General features: G+C 69.7%; 8 protein-coding genes. 3 read left to right on the forward strand and 5 right to left on the reverse strand.

The genetic code is table 11. The features are described 5' to 3' along the window. Positions 1–14 precede the first annotated feature (14 nt). Positions 15–782, forward strand: coding sequence for an endonuclease/exonuclease/phosphatase family protein (locus AC1PK7_RS16860; RefSeq protein WP_040902002.1), 768 nt, complete (start codon positions 15–17; stop codon positions 780–782). 119 nt (positions 783–901) lie between these two features. On the opposite strand, the gene AC1PK7_RS16865 is transcribed toward AC1PK7_RS16860, so the two are convergent. Beyond that, positions 902–3,790: a TonB-dependent receptor gene (locus AC1PK7_RS16865; RefSeq protein ID WP_481098880.1), complete on the reverse strand. Its 2,889-nt coding sequence runs from the start codon at positions 3,788–3,790 to the stop codon at positions 902–904. A 578-nt stretch (positions 3,791–4,368) separates the two neighbouring features. On the opposite strand from AC1PK7_RS16865, the gene AC1PK7_RS16870 reads away from it, so the two are divergent. After that, positions 4,369–6,321: a transglycosylase SLT domain-containing protein gene (locus AC1PK7_RS16870; protein WP_481098881.1), complete on the forward strand. Its 1,953-nt coding sequence runs from the start codon at positions 4,369–4,371 to the stop codon at positions 6,319–6,321. Between the two features lie 127 nt (positions 6,322–6,448). Further along, positions 6,449–7,702: a multifunctional CCA addition/repair protein gene (locus AC1PK7_RS16875; RefSeq protein ID WP_481098882.1), complete on the forward strand. Its 1,254-nt coding sequence runs from the start codon at positions 6,449–6,451 to the stop codon at positions 7,700–7,702. A 16-nt stretch (positions 7,703–7,718) separates the two neighbouring features. On the opposite strand, the gene AC1PK7_RS16880 is transcribed toward AC1PK7_RS16875, so the two are convergent. The 4 genes from AC1PK7_RS16880 to AC1PK7_RS16895 all read right to left on the reverse strand — a co-directional run bounded on the left by AC1PK7_RS16880 (position 7,719) and on the right by AC1PK7_RS16895 (position 11,939). Beyond that, positions 7,719–8,591, reverse strand: coding sequence for a hypothetical protein (locus tag AC1PK7_RS16880; protein WP_420007765.1), 873 nt, complete (start codon positions 8,589–8,591; stop codon positions 7,719–7,721). 98 nt (positions 8,592–8,689) lie between these two features. Further along, the gene (gene nagA, locus AC1PK7_RS16885; protein WP_371183474.1) at positions 8,690–9,835 is read right to left on the reverse strand and encodes an N-acetylglucosamine-6-phosphate deacetylase; all 1,146 of its coding nucleotides are present in this window, start codon (positions 9,833–9,835) and stop codon (positions 8,690–8,692) included. Beyond that, the gene (locus AC1PK7_RS16890) at positions 9,835–10,863 is read right to left on the reverse strand and encodes an SIS domain-containing protein (RefSeq protein ID WP_209246297.1); all 1,029 of its coding nucleotides are present in this window, start codon (positions 10,861–10,863) and stop codon (positions 9,835–9,837) included. The genes nagA and AC1PK7_RS16890 overlap by 1 nt, the downstream gene beginning before the upstream one ends. 8 nt (positions 10,864–10,871) lie before the next feature. Then, a complete protein-coding gene (locus AC1PK7_RS16895) occupies positions 10,872–11,939 on the reverse strand; it encodes a LacI family DNA-binding transcriptional regulator (protein ID WP_010343153.1) in 1,068 nt (355 codons plus the stop codon). Between the last annotated feature and the right edge of the window lie 5 nt (positions 11,940–11,944).

Genomic DNA, 11,944 nt, shown 5'->3' on the forward strand with positions numbered 1-11,944 from the left:
CGGGCCGCACCGCCGTGACCGCTCCCGCCACCCGCACCCTGCGCGTGCTGACCGCCAACATCCAGGCCGGTTCCAGCACGCGCCGCTACAGCGACTACGTGACCCGCAGCTGGTCGCACGCGCTGCCGGCCGGGCGCAAGCGCAGCAGCCTGGACGCGATCGCGCAGCTGGCCAGCGACCACGACATCGTCGGCCTGCAGGAGGCCGACCCCGGCAGCCTGCGCTCGGGTTTCACCAACCAGACCCACTACCTGGCCGAGCGCGCCGGCTTCAACTACTGGAGCCACCAGCCGAACCGCCGCGTGGGCGGCGTGGCGTCCAGCGCCAACGGCCTGCTCAGCCGGCTGGAGCCGGTGGAAGTGCAGGACCACGCCCTGCCCGGCCGGCTCGGCGGGCGCGGCGTGCTGCTGGCCAAGTTCGGCAACGGTGCCGACGGCCTGGCGGTGGCGGTGGCGCACCTGTCGCTGGGCGCCAATTCGCGCGCGGCGCAGTTGGCCTTCATCGCCGAGCTGCTGTCCGATCATCCCAACGCGGTGCTGATGGGCGACTTCAACTGCGTCGCCGACCGCCCGGAAATGCAGTTGCTCTACAAACGCACCCGGCTGCAACCGCCGGGCTGCGTGGTGCCGACCTTCCCGAGCTGGCGCCCGCAGCGCGCCATCGACCACATCCTGGTCAGCGACGGCCTGCGCTGCAACGAACAGCGTGCGGTGCCTGCGGCGTTCTCCGACCACCTGGCGGTGGCCACCGAGATCGATGTGCCGCAGCACTTGTTGCGCTGAGACAGCACGGTCGATTCTTGTAGCGCGTCGTCGCGGCTGAAGCCGCTCCTACAGCTCGCATCGATACGCCCTTCGGGAGCGTACACACGCTCCCGAAGTGTGTCAGGCGTAGGCAGCGACTAGAACTTCAGATCCGCACGCACATACAGGTAACGTCCACCGGGAATGCCGTAGGTGGAGGCGTCGTAGCCGTTGAGCGAGCACGACAGGCAGATCGGCGGGTCCTTGTCGAAGACGTTGTTGACGCCGCCGCTGAGGGTCAGGCCCTTGAGCCAGTCGAAGCGGTAGCCCACCTGCAGGTCGTGGTAGGTGATCGCGTCCAGCGTGTTGGTGCCGGCGACCGGATTGCTGCACACCGGGAACGCGACCGCATCGCCGCATTGCTCGGTCAGCTCGGAGATGTGCCGCAGCGTCCACGACGCGTTCCAGCGCCCGCGCGACCAGTCCAGGCTCAGGTTGCTGGTCCACTCGGGAATCGCGCTGTCCATCACTTCCACGCCCGGGCGCTGCGGCTGCACCTGGCCGGCCGCGCCGGTGGCGACGTAGCGGGTGACGAAGGTGTTCTGCCAGCCGATCTTGAAGCGGCCGGCGGCGGTCTCCGGCGAGTTCCAGAACAAGTCCACGTCCCAGCCGTCGGTCTTGATCGAGCCGAGGTTGGTCAGCCGGTTGTTGAAGCCGTTGATGCCGCCGGTGGAGGCGCGGGTGATGCCGTCGCAGTAGGTCGGCGACAGCGTGTCCACGCACAGGTCGAGCTGGGTCTGCGCGTTGATCGCCTGGATCGCGCCGTCGATGTCGTGGCGGTAGAAGGTCACCTCCACGTCGAAGCGGTCCGACCACGGCACGTTGCTGGCGAACCACGGGCTCCACACGAAGCCGGCGCTGAAGCTGCGCGCCTTCTCCGGCTCCAGCGCGCGGTTGCCGCCGGTGGTCACCGAGATCTGCGAGTTGGCCTGCTGGTAGCCGGCCGGCACGCCGAGCGCGGCGCAGTTGCTGGCGCTGCCGCGCGGCGCGGTACCGCCCAGGCCGATCGAGCACGGGTCGGACAGGGTCAGGTCGGCGCGCGCGGCCGAGCCGTACAGTTCGCCGATGCTGGGCGCGCGGAAGCCTTCGGCATAGCTGGCGCGCAGCACGAAGTCCGGCGCCACCTGCCAGCGCAGGCCGTACTTCGGGGTGAACTTGCCGCCGAAGGTGGAGTAGTCGGAATAGCGCCCGGCCAGGCTCAGGTCGAGTTTGTCGCCCAGCGGCGAGTCGGCGAAGATCGGCACGCTCAGTTCGAGGTAGGCCTCCTTGACGTCGTAGCTGCCCTGCGTCGGCAGCGACGGCACGCCGTTGTAGTGGCCGATCACGGTCAGCGGGTCGGGGCGGTAGAAGCCCTCGTACTTGCGGTACTCCACGCCGGTGGCGAAGGACACCGCGCCGGCCGGCAGCCGGAACAGGTCGCTGCTGAGGTTGGCGGTGAACTGGGTCAGCTCGTTCTGGCTGCGGTCGTGCACCACCGGCTGGATCCAGCGCAGCATGTCCGGGGTGATGCTGCCGGCGCCGCCGAAGATGTTCAGCGGCACGCAGCCGGCTACCGCCGCGCACGCCGCCGGATCGCCCAGCGCCAGGTTGATGTTGTAGATGTTGTAGCTGCCGTAGTTGGTCTGCTCGGCCTTGTTCTTGCTGTAGGCGCCGTTGACGTCCCAGAACCAGGTGCGGTCGGCGCGCTCGAAGCTGCCGATGAAGCCGGTGCCGACGTACTGGGTGTCCACGCGCTGCTCGAACACGCGCGGCCCGCCTTCCACCGGGCGGCGCCCGATCATGATCAGGTTGCTGCCCGAATCCAGCGCGAAGCCGAACGGGTTGTACGGGTTGGCGGCGGAGATGACGATGTTGTCGGCCAGCGGATTGCCGGTGCCGGCGTCGGGGCCAAGGAAGATCGGCTCCGGCGCGGCCTGGTTGGTCGATTCGCGGCGGTTGCCGAGCAGCTTCAGGTACCACTGCACGTCGTCGTTGAAGAAGAAGCGGAACTGGCCGAACACGCCCTTGCGCTCGGACGGCGTCAGCAGCAGGTTGGAGGCGGCGAAGTTGTAGCGGTCGGCGGTGGTGAAGCAGTGGTAATCGTCGCTGCGGGTACAGCCGCCGGCGCCGTCGTAGCGCGGCGTGCCCACGCCGCTGTTCGGGGTCAGGTTCTGCTCGGCGCCGGTGTTGGGGTCGACGAAGATGAAGCGCCCGTCCGGCGTGGCCGAGCTGCCGAAGGTCAGGCCGGTGCCGGGAATCGGATACAGCGACTGCGCCCGGTCGCGCGCGTAGATCGGATCCTGCTTGGTGTAGCTGGCGCCGAGGAACAGGCTGGTGCGCTCGGTGCTGTGGCCCCAGGCCAGGTCCACGCCCTTGCTGGCGCCATCGCCCTTGTCGTACTCGCCGTAGTTCAGGGTGACCTGGCCGCCTTCGAAATTGCGCCGGGTGATGATGTTGACCACGCCGGCGATGGCATCGGAGCCGTACAGCGAGGACGCGCCGTCCTCCAGCACCTCGACGCGCTCGACGATGGCCAACGGGATGGTGTTGAGATCGGTGGCCGCGCCCACGCCCGAGGCCGAAGACTCGTTGACCCAGCGCATGCCGTCGACCAGCACCAGCACACGCTTGGCGCCGAGGTGGCGCAGATCGACCTGCGCCGAACCGGCGCCGACGCCGCTGCCGTCCGGGGGAAAGCCGAAATTGCCGGAGGAATTGAACTTGGCGTTCAAGGCCGAGCCGGAGGCGGTGAGTTCCTGCAGCACGTCGCCGATGGAGGTCAGGCCGGTGCGTTCGATGTCGGCGCGGCTCAGGGTCTGCACCGGCACCTGCCCCTCCACTTCCGCGCGCCGGATGCGGGTGCCGGTGACCTGCACGCTGTCGAGCGTGGTGGCGGTACCGGGGGCGGCCGGGGGCGTCTGTTGCTGAGCGCCGGCGATGGCGGGGATGCCGCCGAGCAGGACCAGGGATACCGCGAAGACCAAAGGATGGCGGTGCAGGAAATTCATCCGTCTCTCTCTCCAGAAAGGATGTGGGTCGGCCGCTGCGACCCCCTGCACCGCGACGGCGTGGAATTCTTTGTAAACAAATCGTAAACGGCCTGCAAGCGTCCGGCCGGCAAAGCGCGGGCCATGGACGCGACTGGTCGATCTGGTAGACACGAGTGCCGCGAGACGCCGTCAACTGGCGACGCACCGAAGCCCCTCTCCCCTTGGGAGAGGGGTTGGGGTGAGGGTACGGAGCGAAGCGCCTCGCAATGCCTGGCTGCACTGGCTGTCGTTGTCCACAGCGGCACTCGTACCCTCATCCGCCCCTGCGGGGCACCTTCTCCCAATGGGAGAAGGTAGAAGCCAAAGCCCCTCTCCCACCGGGAGAGGGGTTGGGGTGAGGGTAAGGCGCGAAGCGACTCGCAGACTTCAGGCGTACGAAGCTGCACCCGCACCTCGCCCGCCGTGCCGGAGCACAAAACGCAGGCCGACGCGCGATACCGATCTGCAACGCTACAGGGCATCGCACTGACACGACCTGCCGTGGCTCTACCCGTCGTTGAAACGGCGATTCATCGGCGTTCGGTATAGTCCCGCGCATGATCCTGCGCACGTCCCTTCTGCTGTTCGCCGCCGCGTTGTGCGGCCCCGTTTCCGCCCTCGCCCAGTCCCTGGATGCGCAACGCCCGGCGATCCGCTCGGCGATCGACGATGCCGAACAGGGCCGCTTCGATCCGGTCCGCGCGGCCGCCTTCAAGCAGCATCCGCTGTACGGCTGGCTGGAGTACGCCAACCTGCGCCGCACCATCGACAAGGTGTCCGATGCGCAGGCGCAGGACTTCCTCAAGCGCTACGCGGGGCAGCCGGTGGCCGAGAGTTTCCGCGCGCTGTGGCTGCCGGCGCTGGCGCGGCGCGAGGACTGGCCGGCGCTGCTGGCGAACTGGAAACCCACCGAGAACCTCGGCCTGCGCTGCGCCCAGCTCAATGCGCGCCAGGCCACCGGCCGCGCCGACGCGCAATGGATGGACGAAGCGCAGGCGCTGTGGCGCAACGCCGGCAAGTCGCTGCCCGACGCCTGCGACCCGGTGTTCGCGGTGCTGCAGGCGCGCGGCGGCATGACCGATGCGCTGCGCTGGGCGCGCGTGGAAGCGGCGGCGGACGCACAGCAGCCGGCGGTGATGCGCGCCGCCGCACGCGGCCTGCCCACGGCCGAGCTGGCCCTGGCCAACGACTACGCGGCGTTCCTGGACGCGGTACACACGCGTGCGCTGAACTGGCCCAAGACCGAGCGCAGCCGCAAGGTGGCGGTGGACGGGCTGCAGAAGCTGGCCAAGACCGACCCGGACGCGGCCGAGCGGCAACTGCCGCAATTCGCCCAGGCACTGCAGTTCAGCGAGGCGCAGCGCGGCGCGGTGCTGTACCAGATCGCGCTGTGGACGGTGGCCTCGTACGGGCCGGATTCGGCGCGCCGGCTCAACGCCGTGCCCGAGTCCGCCTACGACGAACGCCTGCACGAGTGGCGCGCGCGCGAGGCGATGGCGCGCGGCGACTGGCCGGCGGCCCTGGCGGCGATCCGCAAGATGCCGCCTGCGCAGCGCAACGATTCGCGCTGGCAGTACTTCGAGGCACGGCTGGCGGAGAAGACCGGCAATGCCGGCGAGGCGCAGCGGCTGTATCGCGCGGCGGCCAGCTCTGCCACCTTCCACGGCTTCCTGGCCGCCGACCGGCTGAAGCAGCCGTATGCGCTGTGCCCGTGGGAACCGAACGACAGCGCACAGGCGCAGGCGGCGGTGGCGCGCGATCCGGCGCTGATCCGCGCGCTGGAGCTGTTCAAGATCGACCGCGCCGGCTGGGCGGCGGCCGAGTGGAACGATGCGCTGAGCCGCTTCGACGACACCCAGCGGCGCCTGGCGGTGGAAGTGGCCAGCGCCAACGGCTGGTTCGACCGCGCGGTGTTCGGGCTCGGCAAGCGCCCGGAGGAGCAGCGCCTGTACACGCTGCGCTTCCCGCTGCACCACGCCGACACCATCCGCCGCGAAGCCGGCAAGAACGCGATCGATCCGGCCTGGGTTGCCGCCGAGATCCGCGCCGAAAGCGTGTTCAACCCGAACGCGCGCTCCCCGGCCAACGCGATGGGCCTGATGCAGGTGGTGCCGGCCACCGGCGCCAGCGTCGCCCGCAGCCTCGGCCTTGCCGGCTACGGCGGCGCCGCCAGCCTGTACGACCCGGACACCAACATCGCCATCGGCGCCGCCTACCTGCGCCAGTTGCTCAACACCTACGGCCTGCCCTACCTGACCATCGCCGCCTACAACGCCGGCCCCGGCCCGGCCTCGCGCTGGCAGAGCCAGCGCCCGGGCCACGATGCCGACTTCTGGATCGAGACGGTCAGCTACAAGGAAACCCGCGAGTACGTCGCGCGCATCCTCGCCTTCAGCGTGATCTACGACTGGCGCCTCAACGGCGACGCCCTGCCGGTCACCGAACGCATGCTCGGCAAGCTGGACGCGCCGCGGAAGAAGTTTGTGTGTGAGGCGGAGAGTCGGGATTAGGGATTGGGGATTGGTAAAAGCGCACGCATCCGTATGCGGTTAGCATTCCTGGAACAGGCCACAGCGGCATCCGTTCGCGCGATGTCGCTCTGACCAATCCGAATCCCCACTCCCGAATCCCAGCCCCATGCACATCTACCTCGTCGGCGGCGCCGTCCGCGACGCCTTGCTCGGTCAACCGCCCGGCGACCGCGACTGGGTGGTGGTCGGCGCCAGCGCGCAGCAGATGCTGGAGCTGGGCTACAAGCAGGTGGGCCGCGATTTCCCGGTGTTCCTGCATCCGCGCAGCGGCGAGGAATTCGCGCTGGCGCGCACCGAGCGCAAGGCCGGGCGCGGTTACCACGGCTTCGTGGTGCAGGCCGATCCGTCGGTGACGCTGGAAGAGGATCTGCAGCGGCGCGACTTCACCATCAACGCCATCGCCCGCGACGAGGCCGATGGGCGTCTGGTCGATCCGTATGGCGGCGCGCGCGATCTCGAGCAGCGGGTGCTGCGCCATGTCGGCCCGGCCTTCGCCGAGGATCCGCTGCGGGTGCTGCGCGCGGCGCGGTTCATGGCGCGGCTGGCGCCCCTGGGATTCGTCGTCGCGGCCGAGACCATGGACCTGATGCGCGCGATGGCCGCCGGCGGCGAACTGGAAACGCTGGTGCCCGAACGCGTCTGGCAGGAACTGCGGCGCAGCCTGGCCTCGGCGCAGCCCTCGGCGTTCCTGCGCACGCTGCGCGAGGCCGATGCGCTGCGCTGGGTGCTGCCGGAGCTGGATGCGCTGTACGGGGTGCCGCAACGCGCCGAGTACCACCCCGAGGTCGACACCGGGCGCCACCAGGAACTGGTCAGCGACATGGCCGCGCGGCTGGCGCCGGGCGATGCGCTGATCGGCTTCGCCGCGCTGACCCACGACCTGGGCAAGGCACTGACGCCGCCGGAGGAATGGCCGCGCCACCTGATGCACGAACAACGCGGCCTGGCGCCGCTGCGCGCACTGTGCGAACGCCTCAAGGTACCGCAGGAGCATCGGCAACTGGCCGAGATCGCCTGCCGCGAGCATCTGAACGTGCATCGCCTGGCCGAGTTGCGCGACCGCACCGTGCACGAACTGCTGCAGCGCTGCGACGGCTTCCGCAAGCCCGAGCGCATCGCGCAGCTGGCAACGGTGTGCGAGGCCGACAAGCGCGGCCGCCTCGGCAGCGAGGATGCCGATTATCCGCAGGGCCCGGCGCTGCAGCGCCTGCATGCGGCGGCGCTGGCGGTGAACGCGCGCGACCTGGCCGCGCAGGGCCTGAGCGGCCCGCAGATCGGCGAGGCCCTGGCCAAGGCGCGGATCGCGGCGATCGCCGCGGCGCGGAGTGCGGCAACGATGTCTGCAGAGCGCGGACGCTAGTTTCCTACTGGAACAGTCAAAGTTCGCGCGCCCGCAGCTCCCTGAATCCCGAATCGATCGCGGCCGGATCCGCGAACTCGACCTGCAGACCATTGGCGGCAAGCGCGAGCACCTCACTCCCATCGACAGCCGTACCGCTCATCTTTGCGAGTAGCGGCTCAAGCACGGCCGTGGCGAACGCGCGGGACAAATCCGCGCGACACGCCAGATCGGAGACAGTGACGGGAACGGTACTGGCGGCAGCCAGGTACGTTTCAAGATCTCGCGAGGGCTCGAAGAAGGTAGCGACCAGCATACCGACCCCAGGCTGCCCGACCGCCATCAGGCCATAAGGGACGAACAGGTACATGGGGCGCCCATGCTCCGCGGGCGTGTCTTTTTCGCTGGCCCCAAACAAATGCGCGACCATGAGCCGACCGCTGTCCCACGGTAACCGGACAAGGCTTCCATCCCTGACGTAGGCACCGTTCTTCCAGGCGGCGAAACCGGCACGAAACTCCTTCAGAAACACGCCGGCGACATGTTCGTTGAACCACGCAGGTGCGGCAGGATGCCGGGCATTTTTGGCAAAGCGCCGATGCAGCAGCATCATTCCAGCCGACAGCTTCATCAACCACAGATGCGCTTCGTCGTCCGCGACCTTGGACCAGTCTTCCGACAGTCGTTGTTCAAGCCGGCCGAACTCAGCATTGGCCTGTGGATCGGCGGGCGCCTTGAAATCGCAGAGCCGGGCAAAGCTCCCGGCACCGCCGAGCAACACCCGGCCCTCACCTTGATGGCGCCGAGCAAGCCATCGGGGAATTACATGCTCGCCGGCGCCTGACACCGGCGCCCCGGTAAAGAGACAGGCCGCGTCCATCGGCTCTTCGAGATAGCGGTTCGGTTCCATGCATTGCCGCCTGCGTTGTCAGCGACGCACACTGTACACAACGCATGGCAGCACGCGCGGGTTTCAGCAGCCTGGCTAAACAGCCGCAGTACCGCCACCTACTCCATCACACCCGCGATCCAGGTATGCCGGACCTGCAACGCGTCGTCCAGCAGCACCAAATCGGCCTGGTAGCCGGGGGCGATGTGGCCGTAGCGGTGGTCCAGGCCCACGCACTGCGCGGGGTACAGCGAGGCCATGCGCGCGGCCTCTTCCAGCGGCACGTCCAGCCACTGCACGCTGTTGCGCACCGCGCTGGCCATGTCCAGCGCCGAACCGGCCAGGGCGCCGGCGGCATTGCGCACCACGCCGTCGATGGCAGTGATGGTTTCGCCGTACAGGTCGAACGCGGGGCTGTCGGCGCCGACCATCGGCATCGCGTCGGTCACCAGGAACACGGTGCCGCGCGGCTTGGCCGCCAGCGCCACGCGCAGGCTGGCCGGATGTACGTGCACGCCGTCGACGATCACGCCGCACCAGGCATTGCGGTCTTCCAGCGCCGCGCCGACCACGCCGGGATCGCGCCCCTGCAACGGGGTCATGGCGTTGTACAGATGGGTGAAGCCGCAGATGCCGGCGTCCAGCCCGGCGCGGGTCTCTTCGTAGCTGGCGGCGGTGTGGCCGGCGAACACGCGCGCACCGGCCGCGGCCAGGGTGCGGATGCTGGCCGCCGGCACGCGCTCCGGTGCCAGGGTGATCAGGGTGACGCCGTTGTCCAGCGAGGTGGCCATGGCCAGTTCGTCGGCGTCGGGCACGCGGAACTTGTCGGCGTTGTGGGTGCCCTTGCGCGCCGGCGCCAGGTAGGGCCCTTCCAGGTGGATGCCGAGCACGCCCGGCACGCCTTCGGCGATGGCCTGGCGCGTGGCGGCGATCGCCGCGCGCATCACCTCCACGTCGTCGCTGATCAGCGTCGGCAGGTAGCCGGTGGTGCCGTAGCGGCGGTGGCCCTGGCCGATGCGACGCAGCGCCTCGACGTCGGTGCGGTTGTTGAACAGCACGCCGCCGCCGCCGTTGACCTGCAAGTCGATGAAGCCCGGCAACAGGCTGCCGCCGCCCAGGTCGTGCTGCACCGGCGCTGCCGCCACGCGCGGATCGGCGTCGTCGAGCAGGGCGAGGATGCGCCCGCCCTCCAGCAGCACGCTGACGCCGTCGAGAAACCCGTCCTCGCCGAGCACGCGCGCATTGCGCAGCGCCACCGTGGTCATCAGACGGTCTCCGTCACTTTGTTCAGATGCGGCGGCAGGTCCGGGTTGTAGCCACGGCGCAGCGCCAGGGCGTTGATCGCGCGGTAGAAGCTCTGGATCGCCAGCAAGGGCGCGCAGGCCGGATGCGGTGCGGCGACCAGCGGCAGGTCGCCGCCGGCGCTGGCCAGCCACACCTGTGCGCCGCGGCCGCGGAACTCCTCGGCCAGGCGCCGGGTGCCCTCGCCGGCTTCGTCCGGCTGGTCGAACGCCAGCACCGGGAAGCCCGGGCCGACCAGGGCCATCGGCCCGTGCTTCACTTCCGCCGAGCTGTAGGCCTCGGCGTGCAGGCCGCAGGTCTCCTTGAACTTCAGCGCCGCTTCCTGCGCCGCCGCCAGGCCGAGGCCGCGGTCGAGCACGAACAGGTTGTGCGCCTCGACCAGGCCGTCGGTCAGCGAGCGCCAGTCGGCCTGCCAGGCCGCACGCAGCGCCTGCGGCAATTCCTGCAGTGCGCCCAGCAGCGCCGGGTCGTTCTTCCAGTGCGCGCCGAGCTGCAGGATGGCCGCCAGCGAGGCCAGGTAGCTCTTGGTCGCGGCCACGCTCTTCTCCGGGCCGGCGCCGAGCGGGATCACCGTGTCGGCCAGCTGCGCCAGCGGCGAATCCTCGACGTTGACCAGGGCCACCACGCGCGCGCCGGCGTCCTTGGCCGCCTGCGCGTTGCGCAGCAGATCCGGGCTCTTGCCCGATTGCGAGATCACCAGGTACAGCGCGCCGCGCAACTGCAGCGGCGCTTCGTACACCGACCCCACCGACGGCGAGGCCGAGGCGGTGACCACGCCGAGCTGGGTCTCGAACAGGTACTTGGCGTAGGTGGCGGCGTGGTCGGAACTGCCGCGCGCGCAGGTCACCACGAACGGCGGCGGCGCGGCGCGCAACGACGCGGCGAGCGCGCTCACGGTGGCGTGGTTGCGTTCGAACTGCGCGGCGATGACCGCGGCGGCTTCCGCGGCTTCGCGGAACATCAGGGTGTCGGTTTCGGAGGGCAGCGCCATGGGCAGGGTCATGTGGGGTCAGGGGAGGAGGAACGGCGGGAATGCGGCTGCATGGGCGCGGTCGAGCCACGCACCACCAGTTGCGGCACGAAGCCCTGGTTGTGCACCGGCGCCGGATGGTCTTCGTAGGCATCGCTGCGCAGTTGGCTGATCAGCAGCCGCGCGGCGTGGCGGGCGATGTCTTCGGTGGCCTGCTTGGCGGTGGTCAGCGGCGGCCACGACTGGCGCGAGAACGGGCTGTCCTCGAAGCCGGCGATGGACAGGTCGTAGGGTACGTTCATGCCTGCCGACTTGGCCGCGGCCAGTACGCCGGCGGCGATCTCGTCGTTGGAGCCGAAGATCGCGGTCGGCGGCTCGCGCAGCGCCAGCAGCCGCCGCGCGCCGCGGAAGCCATCGTCGAAGGTGTAGTCGCCGGGGATCACCAGGTGCTTGTCCAGGGTGATGCCGTAGTCCTTCAGCGCCGCCTCGTAACCGGCGTAGCGCTCGCCGCTGGACCGGTGCGAGGTGCCGCCCCACAGGAAGCCGATGCGCTGGTGGCCGAGCTGGATCAGGTGCTCGGTGATCTCGTAGGCGGCATCGCGGTCGTCGACGTAGACGCAGGGGCCGTCCTGCGGATCCTCGGTGGCGGCGATGATGCGCACGGTCTTGATCCCGCGCGCGGCCAGCGCCGCGACCAGGTCGGCGCGCTCGGACATCGGCGCGGTCAGCACCAGCCCGGCCAGGCGCGAGCGCTGGGTCCACTCGGCCAGTTCCTCGGCCAGCATCGGCGCGGTGGAATCGCAGGGATGGATCTGCAGGCCGAAGCCGGTCTCGCGGCAGGCGGCGAGCACGCCGTTCTGCACGCCGATGATGTGGTACGGGTTGGGGTTGTCGTACACCAGCCCGATCACGAACGGCGTGCCGCTGCGCAGGTTGCGCGCCGACGGATCCGGCTCGTAGTCCAGCTCGGCGATGGCATGCAGCACGCGCGAGCGCGTGGCCTGCATCACCGACGGTTCGTTGTTGATGACCCGCGAGACGGTCTTCAGCGACACCCGCGCCCGTTCGGCGACGTCTTTGATGGTGGGTCTGCGCATTGGAA

The sequence above is a fragment of the Xanthomonas sp. NCPPB 3174 genome (assembly GCF_056725205.1).

What these genes read in the sequence shown, in the direction of transcription:
- AC1PK7_RS16865 (WP_481098880.1), bottom strand. Translation starts at nt 3,790, where the DNA reads ATGAATTTCCTGCACCGCCATCCTTTGGTCTTCGCGGTATCCCTGGTC.
- AC1PK7_RS16870 (WP_481098881.1), top strand. Translation starts at nt 4,369, where the DNA reads ATGATCCTGCGCACGTCCCTTCTGCTGTTCGCCGCCGCGTTGTGCGGC.
- AC1PK7_RS16875 (WP_481098882.1), top strand. Translation starts at nt 6,449, where the DNA reads ATGCACATCTACCTCGTCGGCGGCGCCGTCCGCGACGCCTTGCTCGGT.
- AC1PK7_RS16880 (WP_420007765.1), bottom strand. Translation starts at nt 8,591, where the DNA reads ATGGAACCGAACCGCTATCTCGAAGAGCCGATGGACGCGGCCTGTCTC.
- nagA (WP_371183474.1), bottom strand. Translation starts at nt 9,835, where the DNA reads ATGACCACGGTGGCGCTGCGCAATGCGCGCGTGCTCGGCGAGGACGGG.
- AC1PK7_RS16890 (WP_209246297.1), bottom strand. Translation starts at nt 10,863, where the DNA reads ATGGCGCTGCCCTCCGAAACCGACACCCTGATGTTCCGCGAAGCCGCG.
- AC1PK7_RS16895 (WP_010343153.1), bottom strand. Translation starts at nt 11,939, where the DNA reads ATGCGCAGACCCACCATCAAAGACGTCGCCGAACGGGCGCGGGTGTCG.